Annotated in this window: 17 protein-coding genes, 1 tRNA gene and 1 pseudogene; 11 read left to right on the plus strand and 8 right to left on the minus strand. The window is 62.4% G+C overall.

Translation table 11 applies throughout. From position 1 onward, the window contains the following. Nucleotides 1–10: 10 nt before the first annotated feature. The 3 genes from EPN31_RS07140 to EPN31_RS07150 form a co-directional block, all read right to left on the minus strand. Complete coding sequence (locus EPN31_RS07140) at nt 11–1,297, minus strand: diaminopimelate decarboxylase (protein ID WP_291771209.1); 1,287 nt, start codon at nt 1,295–1,297, stop codon at nt 11–13. A gap of 10 nt (nt 1,298–1,307) precedes the next feature. Continuing rightward, nucleotides 1,308–2,558, minus strand: a complete 1,251-nt coding sequence (locus tag EPN31_RS07145; protein ID WP_291771211.1) for an LL-diaminopimelate aminotransferase — start codon at nt 2,556–2,558, stop codon at nt 1,308–1,310. Nucleotides 2,559–2,669: 111 nt separating this feature from the next. Then, nucleotides 2,670–2,903, minus strand: a complete 234-nt coding sequence (locus EPN31_RS07150; RefSeq protein ID WP_291771214.1) for a hypothetical protein — start codon at nt 2,901–2,903, stop codon at nt 2,670–2,672. 259 nt (nt 2,904–3,162) lie between these two features. Here EPN31_RS07150 and EPN31_RS07155 point away from each other — a divergent pair, with 259 nt between their 5' ends. The 5 genes from EPN31_RS07155 to EPN31_RS07175 all read left to right on the plus strand — a co-directional run bounded on the left by EPN31_RS07155 (nt 3,163) and on the right by EPN31_RS07175 (nt 7,893). Next, nucleotides 3,163–4,377 carry a S8 family serine peptidase gene (locus EPN31_RS07155; protein WP_291771217.1) on the plus strand — a complete coding sequence of 405 codons (1,215 nt, stop codon included), beginning with the start codon at nt 3,163–3,165 and terminating at the stop codon, nt 4,375–4,377. A 14-nt stretch (nt 4,378–4,391) separates the two neighbouring features. After that, complete coding sequence (locus EPN31_RS07160) at nt 4,392–4,667, plus strand: hypothetical protein (RefSeq protein ID WP_291771222.1); 276 nt, start codon at nt 4,392–4,394, stop codon at nt 4,665–4,667. Further along, a complete protein-coding gene (locus tag EPN31_RS07165) occupies nt 4,645–5,310 on the plus strand; it encodes a dihydrofolate reductase family protein (protein ID WP_291771225.1) in 666 nt (221 codons plus the stop codon). Before EPN31_RS07160 ends, EPN31_RS07165 begins: the two co-directional genes overlap by 23 nt. Before the next feature lie 964 nt (nt 5,311–6,274). Further along, nucleotides 6,275–6,628 (plus strand): helix-turn-helix domain-containing protein, encoded by a 354-nt coding sequence (locus tag EPN31_RS07170; RefSeq protein WP_291771228.1) that lies wholly within the window; start codon nt 6,275–6,277, stop codon nt 6,626–6,628. After that, entirely contained in the window at nt 6,625–7,893 is a 1,269-nt protein-coding gene (locus tag EPN31_RS07175; RefSeq protein WP_291771230.1) for a type II toxin-antitoxin system HipA family toxin, read from the plus strand. Before EPN31_RS07170 ends, EPN31_RS07175 begins: the two co-directional genes overlap by 4 nt. Nucleotides 7,894–7,937: 44 nt before the next feature. Here EPN31_RS07175 and EPN31_RS07180 read toward each other — a convergent pair. After that, a tRNA-Gly gene (locus tag EPN31_RS07180) sits at nt 7,938–8,011 on the minus strand. A gap of 125 nt (nt 8,012–8,136) precedes the next feature. Between EPN31_RS07180 and trmB the strand changes: the two genes are divergently transcribed. Then, on the plus strand, nt 8,137–8,889 hold the full coding sequence (gene trmB / locus EPN31_RS07185; protein WP_291771231.1) for a tRNA (guanosine(46)-N7)-methyltransferase TrmB: 753 nt from the start codon (nt 8,137–8,139) through the stop codon (nt 8,887–8,889). Beyond that, nucleotides 8,886–9,827: a prolyl aminopeptidase gene (gene pip / locus EPN31_RS07190; RefSeq protein ID WP_291771233.1), complete on the plus strand. Its 942-nt coding sequence runs from the start codon at nt 8,886–8,888 to the stop codon at nt 9,825–9,827. Before trmB ends, pip begins: the two co-directional genes overlap by 4 nt. Before the next feature lie 33 nt (nt 9,828–9,860). Here the strand turns inward: pip and ffh are convergent, their stop codons facing one another. Then, nucleotides 9,861–11,276, minus strand: a complete 1,416-nt coding sequence (gene ffh, locus EPN31_RS07195) for a signal recognition particle protein (protein ID WP_291771235.1) — start codon at nt 11,274–11,276, stop codon at nt 9,861–9,863. 93 nt (nt 11,277–11,369) lie between these two features. On the opposite strand from ffh, the gene EPN31_RS07200 reads away from it, so the two are divergent. The 3 genes from EPN31_RS07200 to ampD all read left to right on the plus strand — a co-directional run bounded on the left by EPN31_RS07200 (nt 11,370) and on the right by ampD (nt 13,097). Beyond that, complete coding sequence (locus EPN31_RS07200) at nt 11,370–12,221, plus strand: inner membrane protein YpjD (RefSeq protein WP_291771239.1); 852 nt, start codon at nt 11,370–11,372, stop codon at nt 12,219–12,221. Beyond that, nucleotides 12,214–12,462, plus strand: coding sequence for a PP0621 family protein (locus EPN31_RS07205; RefSeq protein WP_291771242.1), 249 nt, complete (start codon nt 12,214–12,216; stop codon nt 12,460–12,462). The genes EPN31_RS07200 and EPN31_RS07205 overlap by 8 nt, the downstream gene beginning before the upstream one ends. Nucleotides 12,463–12,539: 77 nt before the next feature. Then, nucleotides 12,540–13,097 (plus strand): 1,6-anhydro-N-acetylmuramyl-L-alanine amidase AmpD, encoded by a 558-nt coding sequence (ampD, locus tag EPN31_RS07210; RefSeq protein WP_291771393.1) that lies wholly within the window; start codon nt 12,540–12,542, stop codon nt 13,095–13,097. A 78-nt stretch (nt 13,098–13,175) separates the two neighbouring features. Here the strand turns inward: ampD and htpG are convergent, their stop codons facing one another. The 3 genes from htpG to EPN31_RS07225 all read right to left on the minus strand — a co-directional run bounded on the left by htpG (nt 13,176) and on the right by EPN31_RS07225 (nt 17,687). Next, nucleotides 13,176–15,080, minus strand: coding sequence for a molecular chaperone HtpG (htpG, locus tag EPN31_RS07215; protein WP_291771245.1), 1,905 nt, complete (start codon nt 15,078–15,080; stop codon nt 13,176–13,178). Nucleotides 15,081–15,238: 158 nt separating this feature from the next. Further along, nucleotides 15,239–16,411, minus strand: coding sequence for a mechanosensitive ion channel domain-containing protein (locus EPN31_RS07220; protein WP_291771247.1), 1,173 nt, complete (start codon nt 16,409–16,411; stop codon nt 15,239–15,241). A gap of 97 nt (nt 16,412–16,508) precedes the next feature. Next, complete coding sequence (locus tag EPN31_RS07225; protein ID WP_291771249.1) at nt 16,509–17,687, minus strand: MFS transporter; 1,179 nt, start codon at nt 17,685–17,687, stop codon at nt 16,509–16,511. 183 nt (nt 17,688–17,870) lie between these two features. On the opposite strand from EPN31_RS07225, the pseudogene EPN31_RS07230 reads away from it, so the two are divergent. Next, a pseudogene (locus EPN31_RS07230) lies at nt 17,871–19,005 on the plus strand (iron-containing alcohol dehydrogenase). Nucleotides 19,006–19,058: the final 53 nt, after the last annotated feature.

A 19,058-nucleotide genomic window follows, 5' to 3' on the forward strand; every position in this document is an offset into this window, starting at 1 on the left:
GGCTATTTGCTTATGAAGTCTGTGCCGGCGCCTCAGCCAACGGCTGGAAGATCTCCGGCTCGAAGGTCAGCGTCGCGAAATAATCCGCCAGCGTCTCTTCTCGCCGAATCAGCGCCACCACGCCGTTCTGCTTGAGCAACAGCTCTTTCGGCCGCAGCCTGCCGTTATAGTTGAAGCCCATGGCGTGGCCGTGCGCCCCTGAATCATGAATGATCAGCAGATCGCCGTCGGCAACCTTAGGGAGCTTTCGCTGAACCGCGAATTTGTCGTTGTTCTCGCACAGCGAACCGACCACATCGACCACGGGGTCCTGCGGACCTGGCGTCTTGCCTAGCACCTCGACATGGTGATAGGCGCCGTACATGCCTGGCCGCATCAGCGCCGACATGCTGGCATCGACCCCCACATAGGTTCGATAGATGTCCTTGTGATTGATGGCCGTGGTCACCAACACCCCGTGAGGACCCGTCATGTAACGCCCGCTCTCCATGTAGATCCTGGGCTGCCAGGCATTGCGCTGCGCAAACTCGTGCAACAGGATCGAAGCCTCTTTGCCCAGTTTCTCCACATCGAAAACCGGCTGCTCGGGACGATAAGGAATGCCCAGTCCACCGCCGATATTGATGAACTCAAAGCGTGCCGACAGCTCACGACCGACCTGTTCGATGACTTCCAGCAACATCGCGACGGTCTTGATCATGTAGTCGGCGTTGAGCTCGTTGGACGCCAGCATGGTATGCAGGCCGAACCGCGTCGCCCCACGTTCGCGGGCCTTTTGAAAGGCCGGCAGGAGCTGGGCCGGTGTCACGCCGTACTTGGCTTCCTCCGGGGCGCCGATGATGCTGTTGCCCGAACGCACCGACCCGGGGTTGTAGCGGAAGCACACGAGATCGGGCAGCCGTGGAGCCTTCTCGACCAGGCTGATGTCGTCCAGATTGAGAATGCAGCCGCCATCGCTGAGCGCGGCCGCGAACTCTTCCTGAGACGTGTTGTTCGAGGTGAACATGATGTCGTCACCCCGCGCCCCAAGCTGGCGGGCCAGGACCAACTCCGCCACCGAACTGCAATCGAAACCAAAGCCCAGCTCCTGCATGATTCGCAGGATCTCGGGATTGGGCAGCGCCTTGACGGCGTAGTATTCGCGAAATCCGGGGACACCGGCAAACGCCTGTTTCAGCGCTTCACCGGTACGGCGAATCCCCATCTCGTCGTAAACATGGAACGGCGTACCAAAATGGGCGGCGATACCAGGGAGCAGCGGCAGCAGCCGCTCACGAAAGCCGGAAGGCATGGGCATGACGTAATCCTCAACGAGACAGGCTGGAGGGCGATTGCGCCTGCAGGACACCCGCGATGCGCTGCATGGCCTGCTGGATATTCTCGTAGCTGTTGAAAGCGCTGATGCGGATGTGACGTTCGCCGCAGCGCCCGAACCCGGCACCCGGCGTGCAGACCACGCCCGCCTTGTCCAGCAGAAAGTCGAAGAACTCCCAGGAATCACGGTCGGTCCGCACCCAGATGTAAGGCGAATTGTCGCCCCCGACGCAGGCGACACCCATCCGCTGGAAGGACTCCCGCACATAGGCCGCATTGGTCAGGTAATAATCGATCAGCTTGCGGACCTCCTGCTGACCCTCAGGGCTGTAGACCGCCTCTGCAGCCCGCTGCACCGGATAAGACACGCCATTGAACTTGGTGGTGTGGCGACGAAGCCAGAGATCGCGGACCGAAACCGGCTTGCCCGCAGCCGTATAGGCGGTGCAACGCTTGGGCACGACGGCGTAGGCACAGCGCACCCCGGTAAACCCTGCCGTTTTCGAGAAACTGCGAAACTCGACGGCAACGTCCTGCGCACCCGGAATTTCGTAGATGGAATGCACGAGCTGGTCATCGCGGATGAAGGCTTCATAAGCCGCGTCAAAGAGGATCAACGACCGGTTCTCGCGGGCATAATCAACCCAGGCCTGAAGCTGCTCCCGAGTCATGGTGGCACCCGTCGGATTGTTGGGAGAACACAGGTAGATCAGGTCCGCCGGCTCACGCGGCAGTTGCGGCGAATAACCGTTCTCGGGTGTGCAGTCCAGATAGACCAGGCCAGGATAGCGGCCGTCCTGGAATGCCTCTGTTCGGCCGGCCATCACATTGGTATCGACGTAGACGGGGTAGACGGGATCCGTAATCGCGACCCGGATGTCGGTGGCGAAGAGTTCCTGGAAATTCCCGACATCGCACTTGGCGCCATCGCTGACGAAGATTTCATCCGCCTGGATATCGGCACCACGGAGCTGGAAATCGTGGCTGGCGATCGTCTCGCGCAGAAAATCGTAGCCTTGTTCGGGCCCATAGCCACGGAACGTACGGGCGGACGCGAGTTCATCGACCGCTTTGTGAAAAGCGGAGATGCACGCAGCGGGCAGAGGCTGCGTGACATCGCCAATGCCAAGCCAGATCAGGTCGCGTTCCGGGTGCTTTTGCTGGAACTCGCGCACGCGCTTGTTGATGTTGGCAAACAGATAGCTGGCCTGCAGCTTTTGATGGTGCTCATTGATCTTGATCATGGGGGTACCGAATCGTCGAACGTGATCGTGGACGAGCAACCATTCTGCGCTGCTGCGTCGGAACTGCGAAACGATACCGCTTTTTTGCGCGTCGCGTTCGGACCCGGCGCACTACCAGCCGCGGTGATGCCAGCCGCGATGATAGCCGCCGTCACCCCAGAAACCGAAGTTCAGGAAGACGGGCGGGCCGACATAGGCGGGGGCCGGCGCAACATACACCGGACCATCGTCGCCGCCATAGTAGGCGGGTGCTGGGGTGGAATAGACGGCACAACCGCTCAGGGCGGAAACAGCGGCCAACGCCACCACAAGCTGGCCTGTGCGACGGGGAAGATGTGCTTTCATGATAAGGATTAGAACCCGAATTTCGCCCGCGGTTCGCGCATTTTTCGGGTGGTTACCTTGATTTCGGAGTTCTCCATTTTTGGGATCGGACTTGCGACGAATTGTTGCTGCAGACGGTCAGCCGGATGATGGTTTCATGCAAGACGGTGTGACACCCATGTGTCGACGGTGAACTTATTGAAATGACACTTTACCGCAGCCATTCCCCGCAACTACCACATGCTATGGTGAATTGTCAGCCACCCCAGCAGGAATTGCCATGTCACAAGTCAAACCCCAGGCCTCACCCAGAACCGGACGCTATCTGGTTCTCTTGGGCCAGGACGACCTCAAGGCAAGCATCCGGCACCTGAGCAGCCTCGCTCAGATCACAATCCGCCAACGTTCGAGCACATCGGCGGACGCCCTGGATGACGCCTGCGCCCTGGTATTCGACCAAATCGGCGTGGCATTCATCCGCTGCACGGACCAGGAACGATCACGCATCGCAGCGGCAGCGGGCGGCAACACCATCCTCGCCGTTGAACCGGAGCGGACGGTGTATGCCATCGCACACGCGAGCCATCAAAAGCGGGTGGTCAAACCCTTGAAGCGGGCGGCGCCGGACAGTCCGACCGACACGGCCACGTGGGGCATACGCGCTGTTGGTGCCGAAGCGTCCAAACAGACTGGGAAAGGCATCCGCATTGCCATCCTGGACACCGGACTCGATCTGACACATCCCGACTTTGCCGGCCGAGCCATTGAAAGCCGCTCCTTCGTGTCAGGCCAGCCCGTGCAGGACGGCAATGGTCATGGAACCCATTGTGCCGGCATTGCCGCGGGTCCCGCCAAGCCCAAGGGGCAGCCCCGCTACGGGGTGGCGGGAGAGGCCGAGCTGTATATCGGCAAGGTCCTGGGAAATGAAGGCAGCGGAGGCGATGGCAGCATCCTGGAGGGGATCGACTGGGCCATTTCGCAAGGCTGTGCCGTGGTGTCTATGTCGCTCGGAAGTCCGGTCCAGCCAGGGGAAGGATACTCGGCTGTCTACGAAGGCGTTGCCCGTCGCGCCTTGGCCGCCGGTACGCTCATTGTCGCTGCCGCTGGCAACGAGAGCCAACGCCCCGAATTCATTGCACCGGTCGGCCATCCGGCCAACTGCCCTTCCATCGCGGCGATCGGCGCCCTTGCGGAAGATCTGTCGGTAGCGCCATTCTCGGACGGCGGTCTGGAGGGCAACGGCGGCGAGATCGACCTGGCCGCTCCAGGGGTCGACGTCCTGTCCTCTTGGCCAGCGCCGGAGCTTCACCACACGCTGAGCGGCACCAGCATGGCGACACCCTTCGTGGCGGGCGTCGCGGCGCTGTACGCTCAGGCCGATTCCAACGCCCGTGCCGAACGGCTCCTGAAACGCCTGGAGGACGGGGCCCAAAAGCTTCAGGCGCCCGCGCGCGACGTGGGAGCCGGACTGGTCAGGGCACCCGGCGCTGCATAGCGAAAGGCCACACCATGTCCAGGATCCGCCTGACCGTCCTGCTTCGCGAAGACTGGCGCGACCGCTACCCGCTCGTCCTCGAAGCCTGTCGACAGGCGGGCCTCGAGGTGGAACGGGAACTCGGGGCGATCGGGGCCATCGCCGGCAGCATCGAGGAAGACCGGCTGGCAGCACTGTCGGCGGTGGAGGGAGTCTCCGCGGTGGAACGGGAGCGCATGAACTTTACGCAGCCGGAGTCTCCGTGCGGACCGGGCGATGGAAAGCAGGATGACGACAAGAGTACGCGTTGATAGCTTCACCATCTCGCTCGACGGGTACGGAGCAGGTCCGAATCAGGACATCGACAACCCTCTCGGTACCGGCGGGACGGAGCTGCACCAATGGTTGCTTCCGACACGCACGTTCCAGCGGGCCCTGTTCGGCAAGGACGGCGGCACAACGGGGATTGACGATGATTTTGCCGCCCATGGTTTTCAGAACGTCGGGGCCTGGATTCTTGGAAGGAACATGTTCGGCCCCATTCGCGGGGACTGGCCGGACACCCACTGGAAAGGCTGGTGGGGTGACAACCCACCGTATCACGTTCCAGTCTTCGTCCTGACCCATCATGCCCGTCCCCCCATCGAGATGGAAGGCGGCACCACGTTCCACTTCATCACAGGCGGCATTCACGAGGCACTGGACCGCGCACGCGAGGCCGCTGCCGGCATGGATGTGCGGATCGGAGGCGGGCCAGACACGATACGCCAATATCTTCGCGAGGGCCTCATCGATAAACTGCACATTGCCATCTCGCCGGTGCTGCTCGGCCGGGGAGAACCACTGTTCGAGGGAATCGACCTGCGGGCGCTGCGATACGAATGCGTCGAATTCGTGGCGTCGGAGAAGGCCACGCACGTCGTCCTGCGGCGCCAGGGACATACGGCCGCCTGACTGGTCGGCCTTGTCAGTGAAGCAACAGGGCTCCGGCACAGTCGGGTTGCAGCCTAGCACCGAGAAGCCGAATGAGCGAGGATCCAGCGCCTTGGCTTCCAGCTTCCTGCCCGTCGGCCTAGGTCGCGCCATAGGAAAAGATGTTGACGGCCCAGTGCCATGCCTGTTTTTCAGGCGGCACCCCCGGCGGATTGAATCGTCCCATGGCCCCCAGCACTTCAGAACGGTTGTGCACTCATGTAGTCGGCCAGAGCCTTCATGTCGGCATCGCTGAGGCCCGCCACGATGGCGGGCCATCATCGGGTGCTTGCGCGCCACGATTTGAAATCCTCGAGCTGTTTCAGCAAATAAGCCTGATTCTGACCAGCAAGGCTGGGCCAGTCGTCATACAGCGCTGCCCATTGGGGATCGGACATGCCCCCCTTGACTTGCCTCAAGAGGCGCCTGAGAAAATCGTAGCACGAGCCTTCGCCCGCAACCGCCGGGCGCGACGAGCGAATCGGGTCGGGATCAGCGGCTGTTGACCCACCCCTGTATATCCCGGATGAACCAGGGAAGATTCAGCCTTTCCCCCTCGCCTGATCGTATGGTCAAACGACGCCCCGAGGAACCGGAGGCGTCGTTTGCGCGCTGTGCAGTGGGAGATGGCTGGCTACGATGATTCAGACTGGTTTGCTCTGGCAAACTATCCGCATAGGCGGTAACTGACGCGCACGCGACGGCGACGAGGGCCAGCCGCAGTGCCAAGCATGGGTTCTTCATCCGAGTCTTCCGAATTCTGGAGTGGGCGATGGGAACAAGATCCAACACCCAGCCCTTTGATTAATAAAGAAACATTCCTGTCCAGAGAGCAGAAACAGACCACATTTTGTACCAGTTTCGCACTCGCCGGCAAATTCTATCCAAATTCATTAAATTCCGTTATTATGGACAGATGTATGACTTTTTGACCCTAATAGCGAACATGCCTCGTAAACCACCCGTTGTCTTTCCACAAGAGCAGCGCCTGCTCTCCGAGCTAGGTGAACGGCTGCGCCTCGCTCGCAAGAGACGCAAGCTGAGCAATGCAGTGGTGGCGCAACGTGCAGGGGTGTCCAGAACCACCGTGTACAAAGTCGAGGCCGGTGACCCTGGCGCCACACTAGGGGCCTATGTTCGGGTGCTGGCCGTGCTGGGCCTTGAAGGCGATCTCAACCTGCTGGCCGCCGATGACCGGATCGGGCGCAAGCTGCAGGATTTGGCGCTGGAGCCGTCACCAGATACCAGGCACCGAAAGGTCCCTTCCCTGCCTCATCGCAATCACGAGGAGCCTGCATGAGCAAGCAGAACAACGCCTTGGAAGTCTGGCTGGACGATGACCTCGGCCCTGCACGCCAAGTCGGCACGCTTGCCCACGACCGTGGCCAGGTCCGTTTTCACTACGAGCGGGACTGGCTGAGGGAACCTCGCGCTTTCGCACTGGATCCCGATCTCTCCCTGGACGAGCATCCTTTCTTCCCGAAACCGGAGCTGGGCAACTTCGGCATTTTTCTGGACTCATCGCCTGACCGCTGGGGCCAAACGCTCATGAAGCGCCGTGAAGCCTTGCAGGCCAAGGATGAAAAGCGATCTCCGCGCACGCTTTATGCCTGGGATTTCCTCATCGGAGTGCAAGACCAGACCCGTCAAGGCGCATTGCGCTTCCGCCCGCCGGGCACGGAGATGTTTCTCGGTCACGAGAAGATGGCGGCACCGCCGGTGACAAACTTGCGCGAACTGGAAGCGGTGGCCTATCAGCTCAGCAACCGGCGCATTGACGACCTCGACGCGTTACGCAAATGGCTGACTGTGCTTGTCGCACCGGGTGCTTCGTTGGGCGGGGCAAGACCAAAGGCCAACTTCACTGAATCTGACGGCTCGCTTTGGATCGCCAAGTTTCCCGCACGCGACGATGATCGGGACGTCGGAGCCTGGGAGTATGTCGTTCACCAGCTCGCCCAAAAAGCGGGGATAGACGTACCACCTGCAAAGCTCATCAAGCTCAACAACGAATTCCACACCTTCTGCGTCCAAAGGTTCGATCGCACTCACGGTGCACGGCGCTTCTACGCCTCGGCAATGACGCTACTGCGCAAAACCCAGAGCGAGGGCACGAGCTATCTGGAATTGGCGCAGTTCATTCGGGCTCAGGGCGATGCCGAACACGCGAATGCGGACTTGACACAGCTATTCCGCCGCGTGGCCTTCAACGTCTCCGTTGGCAACCGGGACGATCATCTGCGGAATCACGGCTTCGTGCTTGGCAAGAAGGGGTGGTGCCTCGCGCCGGCGTTTGACGTCAATCCAAACATCGATAAGGCAGAGCATGTCTTGAACATTGACGACGTCGACAACCGGCCGAGCCTGGAGACAGTTCTCAGCACAGCGGCGTTCTACGGGCTAGCTGCCGATCATGCTCGGCAGGTGGTGGAAGAAGTCGCGGTAGCGGTCGACGGGTGGCAGGACGCGGCGCGCAGGGCCGGCATCGCAGGTGCCGACATTGACCTGACAGCGGGTGCCTTCTCGGCTCATGTGGAGTTTCGTGCATCCGCAGGCAGACCCTGAGGTCTTTCTATATCAGAACGCAACGTCGCGGCCCCCCAGAATTCTGGAGCGGGCGATGGGAATCGAACCCACGACGTAAGCTTGGGAAGCTCAAGTTTTACCATTAAACTACGCCCGCGTTCGTAAGCCTTTGACCTACGAGGCCTGGAGATCGGCCTCTGCCGCTCGGGTGCCGCGCATTGCGGCGTTTGAGTAAAATCAAGGTCTACCCAACCCTGCTGCAGCCCGACAGTTTACCTCATTTTGAATTCCTCCAATCCTCCCTTTTCCCCTACCACGGCCCAGGATCCGTCGGGCAGCACCCACATCCGTAGCTTCGTCCACCGCCGTGCCCACATCACCCCCGGCCAGGAGCAGGCCATCGCGCAATGGCTGCCGCAGTGGTCCATCCCCTACCGGAACGAACTCCTGGATCCGGCACAGGCGTTCGGCCGCATGGCTTCCACCATTCTGGAGATCGGCTTCGGGATGGGCGAAACCACCCAGCAGATCGCGCAGGCGCGCCCCAGCGACAACTTCTTGGGCGTGGAGGTCTTCAATGCAGGTGTCGGAGCGCTGCTCAAGCGCATTCACGAACACGATCTGCACAACGTCCGCATCATCCAGCACGACGCCGTCGAAGTCCTGCGCGACATGATCGCACCGGGGACGCTCGCGGGTGTGCACATCTACTTTCCCGACCCCTGGCCGAAGAAGCGACACCACAAGCGCCGGCTCATCCAGCCGGCATTCATCGCCCTGCTGGCGAGCCGCATGGCTGAGGGCGCGTACCTGCACTGTGCCACCGACTGGGAGCACTACGCACTGCAGATGCTGGACGTGCTCTCCGGCGCGTCGGAACTGCAGAATACCTGTGATGGCTTTGCGCCCCGCCCCGACTACCGGCCGCTCACCAAGTTCGAGAACCGGGGTCTGCGCCTGGGGCACGGAGTCTGGGATCTGATTTTCACGCGACGCGCCTCGGCGCACGCCGCTCCACCCCTGGAGATTGCATGATGTACCCGGAGATCGAACCCTACGCACACGGCTTTCTGGACGTCGGACACGGGCACCGTGTGTATTGGGAATTGTGCGGCAACCCGAAAGGACGCCCGGCAGTATTCCTGCACGGCGGGCCGGGAGCGGGGTGCTCACCCACGCACCGGCGGGTCTTCGACCCCAGCCGCTACAAGATCCTGCTGTTTGATCAGCGCGGCTGCGGACGCTCCACACCGTCAGCATGCATCGAACACAACACCACCTGGGATCTGGTGGCCGACATCGAGCGACTGCGTACCGAGGTACTGGACGCCGAACGGATGCTGGTGTTCGGCGGTTCCTGGGGCTCCACGCTGGCGCTGGCCTATTCCGAAGCCCACCCCGAGCGGGTCCGGGCCCTGGTCGTGCGCGGAATCTTCCTGCTGCGCCCGGCGGAACTGCGCTGGTTCTACCAGGAGGGTGCCTCGTGGCTATTCCCGGACTACTGGGAAGACTACCTGGCCCCTATTCCTGAAGCCGAGCATGGCGATCTGATCTGGGCGTATCGCCGCCGGCTGACCGGAGACGATCCGGCACAACGGCTGCAGGCTGCACACGCCTGGACGCAATGGGAAAGCCGCACCATCAGCCTGAGGCTGAATCGGGAGCACATGCAGGCCCATGCCGCGGACGAGGCGGCGCTGGCGTTTGCACGTATCGAGAATCACTACTTCATCAATCACGGCTTCATGGATGACGGCCAGCTCCTGCGCGATGCGGGCCGGCTGGCCGACATTCCCGGGGTGATCGTCCAGGGGCGCTACGACTGCTGCACACCGGCGCGTTCAGCATGGGATCTGCATCGCGCCTGGCCCAAGGCCGACTTTCACATGATCGCAGACGCCGGCCATGCCTTCGACGAACCCGGGAATCTGAAGCAGCTCCTGGCTGCGACGGATCACTACGCGCAGGACTAGGGATCCTGTCCCGCCCGGCGGCTCCTGATATTTTCAGTGGAAGCCGCCGCGCCCAAAGCCGCCCATATTCTTCAGCCCACCCATGGCGCGCATCATCTTCGCCATGCCGCCCTTCTTCATCTGCTTCATCATGCCCTGCATCTGCTCGAACTGCTTGAGCAAGCGGTTGACTTCCTGGACCGGCACGCCGGCACCGGTGGCAATGCGCCGCTTGCGGGAAGCCTTGATGAGATCGGGCTTGGCACGCTCGCGCGCGGTCATGGAATTCAGGATGCCTTCCGTGCGGGCGAGCTGCTTTTCAGCCTGTCCACCCTGGACTTGCGCGGCCGCCTGGGCAAACTGAGCCGGCAGCTTTTCCAGCAGCGACCCCATGTCACCAAGCTTCTTGACCTGCTGCAGCTGCTCGCGGAAGTCGTTCAGATCAAACCGCTTGTCGGATTTCAGCCGCGCTGCGAGCTTCTGCGCCTCGGCGACATCGATGTTCTTCTGGGCCTGCTCGACCAGCGAGAGGATGTCGCCCATGCCCAGGATACGCTGCGCCATGCGTTCCGGATGGAAGGGCTCCAGCCCGTCGAGCTTTTCGGAAACACCGACGAACTTCAGCGGCTTGCCCGTGATCTGGCGCACCGACAGCGCCGCGCCGCCGCGCGCATCGCCATCGAGCTTGGTCATCACTACGCCCGTGAGCGGCAACGCGTCCGAAAACGCCCGGGCGACATTGACCGCGTCCTGGCCCTGCATGGCATCCACCACGAACAGCGTCTCGATCGGCGAGAGCAGTCCGTGCAGGGCCCGGATCTCATCCATCATGGCCTGGTCGATCCCCAGGCGGCCTGCGGTATCGACGATCAGCACGTCGTAATGGTGGCGGCGCGCGTGGTCCAACGCCAGGCGCGCAATGTCCTGCGGCTTCTGCGATGGATCAGTCGGCAGAAAATCCACGCCTACCTGCTCGGACACCGTGCGCAACTGGTCGATGGCGGCCGGGCGGTAGACGTCGACACTGACCGTCAGGACCTTCTTGCGGCCCGTCTTGCGGCCGTGCTGCACATGCCCGCCTTCGGACAGCCACTTCGCCAGCTTCCCGGTAGTGGTGGTCTTGCCCGCGCCCTGCAGGCCAGCCATCAGGATGACGGCGGGCGGTTGTGTGGCCAGCGACAGCTCAGCCGCCTCGCTGCCCAGATCCCCACCCATGATCTCGGTCAGCTCGCGGTGCACCACCCCGACCAGCGCCTGCCCGGGATTCAGACTGCCGATCACGTCCTGACCCATCGCTGCCTGTTTGACGCGAGCCACGAATTCCCGCACGACCGGCAGCGCAACGTCGGCCTCCAGCAGCGCCAGACGGACCTCGCGCAGCATTTCCTGAGTATTGGCTTCCGTCAGGCGGGCTTCGCCGCGCATGGTCTTGACGATGCGTGAAAGTCGGGAAGTCAGGTTATCGAGCATGATGCAGTATCCACGAAACTGGTTGATCCACCGATCCGCGCATAAAATGGAAACTTTTGTAGCGCCCCGGCGCGTCGGACACCGATAGGACTTATGGCTGTCAGCATTGTATTTCACTTGCTCGCCGCATTGGCCTACGCAACGCTGGGCGTTGCGGCCTGGCGGCCGATCACGCGCGCCAGCCAGGTTCCAGTGGCCAGCGCCATCGGCCGCAGCTGCCTGCTGGGCGCCATCGCGCTGCACGGCATCGGGCTGGCGGCAGCCGTGATCGTCCCGGCCGGCCTGCATCTGGGCTGGGCGCTGGCGCTGTCCACGGCCATGTGGCTGGGCATGATCGTCTTCTGGATCGAGAACTTTCTGTTGCGGCTGGATAGCCTTCTGATCCTGCTGCTGCCGGCCGGCGCGGTCATCAGCCTGCTGGCCGCAATCTTTCCACAGGGCTATCTGGTGCCGCATGCCAACAGCGACTGGCTGCGGGTGCACCTGCTGATCGCCATGGTGGCCTACGGTCTCATCACCGTAGCGGCCTTGCACGCCATGCTGATGACTGTGCTGGACCGGCACCTGCACCGCCCGGTCACGCCGGATGGCCAACAGGCGCTGATGGCACGCGCCATGGGCGCCATGCCGCCCCTGCTCACGCTGGAACAGCTGCTCTTTCGTCTGATCTGGATCGGCTTTGGCGTGCTGACGCTCACCATCATCACCGGTATCGTGGTCTCCATGCGCCTGAGCGGGTACCCACTGCCCTTCGACCACAAGACCGTGTTCACCCTGCTGTCCTGGATCACTTTCGGGGTGTTGTTGGCCGGACGCCACATCCAGGGCTGGCGCGGCCGGATCGCCCTGCGCTGGACGCTCGTCGGTTTCGCATTTCTGCTGCTGTCCTATACCGGGAGTCGTTTCGTCCTGGAAGTCATCCTGCAACGAGGCACCGTTGGCTAAGTTACTCATTTGGGCCGTCATCATCGTGGCCGTCCTGCTGGTTTCCCGCATCCTGAACACCCAGAAGAACCAGGCGCGACAGGCGGCCGCACGGCGGCAGTCCGCCGACTCCCAGGCCGCCGCCGACACCATGGTGCGCTGTGCGCATTGCCAGATCTACTTGCCACGCGCCGAGGCCTACATGAGCCACGGCCAGACCTTCTGCTGCGCCGAACATGCCAGGTTGGGTCTGAAACAGTGAGCTCCCGCAAGGCAGCCGGAGATTCCCCCAACACGGGAACGGGGCGGCCAAGGGTGCCACCCGATCGGCAACCCCACATCGGTCCAAACGGCTGGCTGACGCCAACCCCCAGCGTCGTGCACCGCCCTTCCCCAAACCACGATCAGCGGCCGGACGGCGAAGATCCAAGCTTGCTGGTGATCCATAACATCAGCCTGCCGCCCGGCGTGTTCACGGGCAACGCCATCATCGAGTTCTTCCAGAACCAGCTCGACATGTCATCGGACCCCTGGTTCGAAAACATTCGCAACCTGCATGTTTCGTCGCACTTCCTGATCCGACGCGATGGCCGCATCGTACAGTTCGTTCCCACCACGCTGCGCGCGTGGCACGCCGGCGCCTCCTGCTTCCAGGGACGCGAGCGCTGCAACGACTTCTCCATCGGGATCGAGCTGGAGGGTACCGACGTGCTGCCCTACACAGACGAGCAATACGCCAAGCTCACCATCCTGACGGCGGCCGTCCGTGCACGGCATGCCATCCGGTGGGTGCAAGGCCATGAGCACATTGCCCCGGGCCGCAAGACGGACCCGGGGCCCGCATTCGACTGGCCGCGATTCGTGCAGGCAACCGGGCTCGCCAACCCGTCGCTCTGAACAAAGTCCCGTCGCGACGCCGTGTGCCCCGCGGGTATGCAAGGCACACCGGCCCGCCGACCGGAACGACTGAGACTTCTATGCGCTCAGCAACAGCGCGTTCATGCGCTTGACAAAGGCGGCAGGATCCTTCAGCGACGCACCCTCGGCCAGCATCGCCTGGTCCAGCAGCAGTTCGGCCCAATCACCAAAATGCGGATCAGCCTGTGCCTCCAGCCGTTTGACCAAGGCGTGCTGCGGATTGACCTCCAGGATGGGCTTCACGTCCGGGGCCTCTTGTCCGGCTGCCTTCAGCATGCGCAACAGGTGCGGGCTAAGCTCGTTTTCATCCACCACCACGCAGGCCGGCGAATCGACCAGGCGCGCCGTCACCCGAACGTCTTTCACCCGCTCGCCCAGCGCTTTCTTCAAACGCTCGATGGTGGGCTTGAACGCTTCGGCCGCCTCGGCCTGCTGCTTCTTTTCCGCTTCGTCCTCGAGCTTGTCCAGATCCAGTCCGCCCTTGGCGACAGACGCGAGCGACCTGCCCTCGAACTCGCGCAGGTAGGACAGCATCCATTCGTCCACGCGGTCGGTGAGCAGCAGAACCTCCAGCCCCTTGCGGCGGAACACCTCCAGATGCGGGCTATGCGCAGCCGCCGCATACGAATCGGCACTCAGGTAGTAGATCTTGTCCTGACCTTCTTTCATGCGTGCCACATAGTCTGCCAGCGAAACGGTCTGTGCCGGACTGTCGGCCTGCGTGGAGGCGAAGCGCAGCAGCTTGGCAATCTTGTCCTTGTTGGCCGGGTCCTCGCCAGTGCCTTCTTTCAGCACCTGGCCGAACTGCTCCCAGAAAATCTTGTAATCGTCGGGTTTGCTTTCGGCCATTTCTTCGAGCAGACCGAGGATGCGCTTGGCGCAGCCATCGCGGATGGTGCGCACGTCGCGGCTTTCCTGCAGGATCTCGCGCGAAACGTTCAGCGGCAGGTCGGACGAGTCCACCACCCCGCGCACGAACCGCAGGTAGGTGGGCAGCAACTGCTCGGCATCGTCCATGATGAAGACGCGCCGTACGTACAGCTTTACCCCCCGGCGCGCATCGCGATCCCACAGGTCGAACGGTGCGTGCTTCGGAAGGTACAGCAACTGCGTGTACTCGCTGCGGCCCTCAACCCGATTGTGCGTCCAGGCGAGCGGATCTTCGTAGTCATGGGAAACGTGCTTGTAGAACTCCCGGTACTGTTCGTCCGTGATGTCGGCTTTGGCGCGGGCCCAGAGCGCATTGGCCTGGTTGACGGTCTCCCACTCGTCCGTCGTGATCTGCTCGGACTTCTTCTCGTCCCACTCTTCCTTGAGCATCTGGATGGGCAGCGAGATGTGATCCGAATAGCGGCGCAGGACTTCGCGCAGCTTCCAGCCTGACAAGAATTCGTCCTCGTCGGCCCGCAGCGTCAACGTGACCGAGGTGCCGCGATCGGCCTTGTCCAGTGCGGAGACGGAAAACTCGCCCTGCCCGTCGGATTCCCACAGCACCCCCTGATCAGCCGGGAGGCCGGCCCGCCGGCTGTGCACGGAAACCTTCTCGGCCACGATGAAGGAGGAATAGAAACCCACGCCAAACTGGCCGATAAGCTGGGCGTCCTTCTGTTTGTCGCCCGTCAGTTGCGAGAAAAATTCGCGCGTGCCGGAGCGCGCGATCGTGCCCAGGTTGGCGACGGCCTCGTCGCGCGACAAGCCCACGCCGTTGTCCGCGATCGTAAGCGTACGCGCAGCCTTGTCGAACGTGACGCGAATCCGCAGCTCGGTGTCCCCTTCCATCAGATCCGGGTGGTCGATGGCCTCGAAACGCAGCTTGTCGCAGGCATCCGATGCGTTGGAGACCAGTTCACGCAGAAAGATTTCCTTGTTGCTGTATAGCGAATGAATCATCAACTGCAGCAACTGTTTGACTTCGGCCTGAAATCCCAGGGTTTCGGGCGTCTTGGTTTCGGTTTGGCTCATGGCATTGGCAAGGGTAATGTTCTGGATTCAGGCAACGCGCCACCCTGGCCGCATCGCCCACTGCTCGTACAGTTGGGGGCTGATAGCCGGAATTCAAGACGAATTTCGGAGCGCCACCATTCCGCACCCATTCCACAGGTAGCGGAACGCGTCCCAGATCATGACACCGATGGCGGTACAGGAGGCGGCAGCGGCTGGCCCTGGTCAGGCCCACCCACCCCGGAAAGCCCGGTTTTCGGCGCCTGAAGCTGAGGCATCTCCACCGCGGACACAGGCCCTGTGAGCTGCGCCCCATGACTGCGGATGATGTCCGCGATCTTCAGCAGCACATCCTGCTGAACCTCCAGATAGTCGTTGTAGTCCGTACTGACCGTGAAGGCATACAGGAAGAGCTTGAGCGAGTAGGAGCCGCAACTGCTGAAGTTGAACGCGAAGAAGTCGTGCTTGATCCCCGGATGAGCCCGTAGCATGGCCTGTCCTTCCGCCACGATGGCAGGCACCGCATCGATGTCGGCGTAACGGATATGGATATCTTCCATGATGCGGCGACTGGTCATGCGGGTATGGTTGATGACCGGCTGGGTATTGAACATGGCGTTGGGCACATAGAACGGCTTGCAATCGAAGCCGATGAGCCGCGTCGCTCGCCAGCCGATGTGCTCCACCCCGCCCATCAATTCCGTCCCGGGAATGATGATGTATTCCCCCACTTTGAAGGGCCGGCTGGCAAAGATCGTCAGCCCGCCGAGCAGATTGGCGACCAGGCTCTGCGCAGCGAAGCCGACGGCAATTCCGCCCATCCCGCCGAATGCGAGCAACCCCGCGATCGAAAACCCCAGGGCCTGCATCATCATCAAAATGGCAGTGACGACCACCGACGCCTTGACCAGCTTGCCGATGGCATCGGCCGCCGTGATGTCCAGATCCCGCCCGTGATCATGAGCGCGGGCCAGCAGGTTGTCCTGGATCTGGCCCACCGCCCGCAGCAGGAACCACATGACCACCAGAATCACGCCCACGTCGCGAATGGGCCCAATCCCATGCGCGAGCAAGGAGTCCCCCGAGACATCGCCGGCCTTGTGCTGCAACAGAAGCTGCCCGGCCAGCGTCACCCCCAGCACCCAGACCAGGGCCTGGGCCGGATTCGACGAGCCCGCCACCAGGCCGTGAAGCCACGAATGCCGGACCGGATGCAGGCGTCGACTCACCCGGACAAGCATGGCGCGCACCACGATGCCGATGAACAAGGCCCCCAGAACGGTCAGAAACACCAGGATGACAGTCTGCCACTCAAGATAAAAACCCAGAACCTGCGAAAAAAAGGAATGCATGACTGATTCAGTGCGCTGTGCGCAAACCCAACAAACTCCCAGTGTAAAAGCGGCGGCCCTGGGCGTTCAAATCAGGAAATTGCAAAGATAACAATTCTTATGCCGGGACGCAGGTCAGCCACAGGCGAATGCGGCGGGCAACGACCAGCGACAGAATCAGCAAGCCGCTTCCCGCCCACGCAAAAATCAGCGCGTCCGTGAGATGATCAGCCACCCAGGCGGCCGCCATGATGCCCACGGACTGCCCCAGGAACAGGACGCAGGCGAAAAGGGACATGGCCGACCCACGCGCCGACGGCGCCATCTGTGTGGCATTGGTCTGCAGCGTATTGTGCAGGCTGTAGAACCCGAAGCCCGCCATCGCGCACGCCACCGGCGTCCACAGCAGCCACGGTACATAGGCGAAGGACAGATACCCGGCGCACGACAGAACCCCGCCCAGGCCCGCCAGGCCCGGTTCACCGATGCGGCGCAGGAGCCTCGCCGCCAGACGGCTGTAGATGAACCCACCAACGGCATAAAACGCGGCGATCCCCCCCGCTGTGGAGAGCGACACCTGATGATGGCGCTGCAACAGGCTGGGAATGAACGCCAGCGCACCATAGGCAAAGGCGCCTTCGATCGTAGTCACGACCAGGATCCAGCGTGCCCTGGGCACCATCAGCACCCCGCGCAGCGCCTTCATCCCCCGGACCGCCCCGCTGTCCTGCCGGACATCCGCCGACGCAGCCCGCAGCAGCAGGCTGCCAGCCGCCAGGAACACGACTGAGAGCAATGCGAAGACAGGACGCCAACCGATCCACTGCGCGATCACGCCGCTCAGCCACTGCCCCGCCAGCATCCCTGTGACCCCCGCACTGACCAGACGCGCCAGCGCTTCCTGGCGGGAGCCATAGGATACGTTGTCCCCGATCCATGCCATTGCCAGGGGAAAGATGCCGGCCGCACAGCCTCCCGACACGATGCGGGCCGTCACCAGCCAATCCAGGCTGGAGGCCGCGAACGCCATGCCGTTGCCGATCACGCACGCCAGGGCGCATCCCGCGATGGTGCGCAGTTTTCCATACCGGTCCCCCAGCGGGCCGAAGCAAAGCTGACAGGCGCCATAGGCGATGGCAAACACGAAGATCACCCGCGCCGCCTGCCCGACCGTGACTGAGAATTCGTCCGATAATGCCGGCAGCAGCGTATCGCAAGCCCGCATCGAGGCCAGGCTCGCGAAACAGCAGGCGCCCAGCAGCCATTCGATGGAACGCTGTGTCCGGCGCTCAGCCATCGATAGCCAGGCGGTTCAGTACCCGATTGGTCGGAGCTTCCATCTTCGATGCCGCCATTTGCGCTTTGGTATTCAAATTCGTCATGGCCGCCGTCGGACGATTCGATATCGACAGCTCCCGCTGCCCGCCGGTTGTCCTGGCTGCTCTGCTCCCGTATGCTTGCCCTGAACTAAGGAGACGCCATGGCACTGATCAATTATATTACCCAGGTCCAGATCGGCTTCGGCAGCCTGGACACACTCCAGGAAGGCTGTCGACGGCTGGGCCTGAAACATCCGCTGATCACGACGGATCCCGGCATCGCCCGGACCGACATCCTGCCACAGGTCACCCCGCACCTGGGCACCGGATATGCAATCTTCGATCAGACACCCCCAAACCCCAACGAGAGCGCCGTACGCGCCGCCGCGAAAATATACCGCGACCAGCGATGCGACGGGGTCATCGCCATTGGCGGCGGCTCATCGATCGACCTGGGCAAGGCAGTCGCTGTGTGCACAACCCACGAAGGCCCCCTCAAGCACTTTGCCTTCATCGAGGACGGCGCCAACAACATCACTGCGGCGACAGCCCCGCTTGATCGCCATCCCCACCACTGCAGGCACAGGTAGCGAAGTCGGCCGAGGCGCTCTGATCATCCTGGACGATGGACGCAAGGTCGCCCTCATCTCGCCCCACGTCGTCCCCAAGCTGGCCATTTGCGACCCCGCGCTCACCCTGGGCCTTCCCAAGATGCTCACTGCTGCCACCGGCATGGACGCCGTGACCCACTGCATGGAGACCTTCATGTCGTCCGCCTACAACCCGCCCGCCGACGGGATCGCGCTGGATGGACTGCAAAAGGCCTGGGCGAACATAGAGCTTGCCACCCACGAACCCGCCAACCGGGATGCCCGGCTGAACATGATGTGCGCATCGATGGAAGGCGCCATGGCCTTCCAGAAGGGGCTGGGCTGCGTCCACAGCCTGAGCCACTCGCTGGGCGGCATCAATCCGAAGCTGCACCACGGCACGCTCAACGCCATCTTTCTACCCGCCGTGATCCGCTTCAACACCCCCTGCGAATCCATGGTCCAGGAAAAGAAACTGCAGCGCATGGCGCACGCGATGGGATTGCCAGCCGACAGCGACATCGCCCGGGCCGTGGAGGACATCAACGAGCGTCTGGGTCTCCCGGCGAAACTGAGCCAGCTGGGCGTGGAGCGAAGCACGTTCGAGCACATCATCGAAGGCGCTTTCGCGGACCACAGCCACAAGACCAACCCTCGCCAAGCCAGCCACGACGATTACGTCCGCATCCTGGAGGAGTCGTTCTAGGAGTTGTCCTGGCGTTCCGGACGTGCATGAACAACGGCGTTCAGTGAATTCCA

It is taken from the genome of Castellaniella sp. (genome assembly GCF_004321985.1).
GTDB lineage: Bacteria > Pseudomonadota > Gammaproteobacteria > Burkholderiales > Burkholderiaceae_B > Castellaniella.

Bases quoted from the DNA above. Each gene is read 5' to 3' on its own strand.
- EPN31_RS07175 (WP_291771230.1), top strand. From the start codon at position 6,625: ATGAGCAAGCAGAACAACGCCTTGGAAGTCTGGCTGGACGATGACCTC.
- htpG (WP_291771245.1), bottom strand. From the start codon at position 15,080: ATGAGCCAAACCGAAACCAAGACGCCCGAAACCCTGGGATTTCAGGCC.
- ffh (WP_291771235.1), bottom strand. From the start codon at position 11,276: ATGCTCGATAACCTGACTTCCCGACTTTCACGCATCGTCAAGACCATG.
- EPN31_RS07165 (WP_291771225.1), top strand. From the start codon at position 4,645: ATGACGACAAGAGTACGCGTTGATAGCTTCACCATCTCGCTCGACGGG.
- EPN31_RS07145 (WP_291771211.1), bottom strand. From the start codon at position 2,558: ATGATCAAGATCAATGAGCACCATCAAAAGCTGCAGGCCAGCTATCTG.
- pip (WP_291771233.1), top strand. From the start codon at position 8,886: ATGATGTACCCGGAGATCGAACCCTACGCACACGGCTTTCTGGACGTC.
- EPN31_RS07155 (WP_291771217.1), top strand. From the start codon at position 3,163: ATGTCACAAGTCAAACCCCAGGCCTCACCCAGAACCGGACGCTATCTG.
- EPN31_RS07220 (WP_291771247.1), bottom strand. From the start codon at position 16,411: ATGCATTCCTTTTTTTCGCAGGTTCTGGGTTTTTATCTTGAGTGGCAG.
- EPN31_RS07150 (WP_291771214.1), bottom strand. From the start codon at position 2,903: ATGAAAGCACATCTTCCCCGTCGCACAGGCCAGCTTGTGGTGGCGTTG.
- EPN31_RS07225 (WP_291771249.1), bottom strand. From the start codon at position 17,687: ATGGCTGAGCGCCGGACACAGCGTTCCATCGAATGGCTGCTGGGCGCC.
- EPN31_RS07140 (WP_291771209.1), bottom strand. From the start codon at position 1,297: ATGCCCATGCCTTCCGGCTTTCGTGAGCGGCTGCTGCCGCTGCTCCCT.
- EPN31_RS07160 (WP_291771222.1), top strand. From the start codon at position 4,392: ATGTCCAGGATCCGCCTGACCGTCCTGCTTCGCGAAGACTGGCGCGAC.
- EPN31_RS07170 (WP_291771228.1), top strand. From the start codon at position 6,275: ATGCCTCGTAAACCACCCGTTGTCTTTCCACAAGAGCAGCGCCTGCTC.
- EPN31_RS07200 (WP_291771239.1), top strand. From the start codon at position 11,370: ATGGCTGTCAGCATTGTATTTCACTTGCTCGCCGCATTGGCCTACGCA.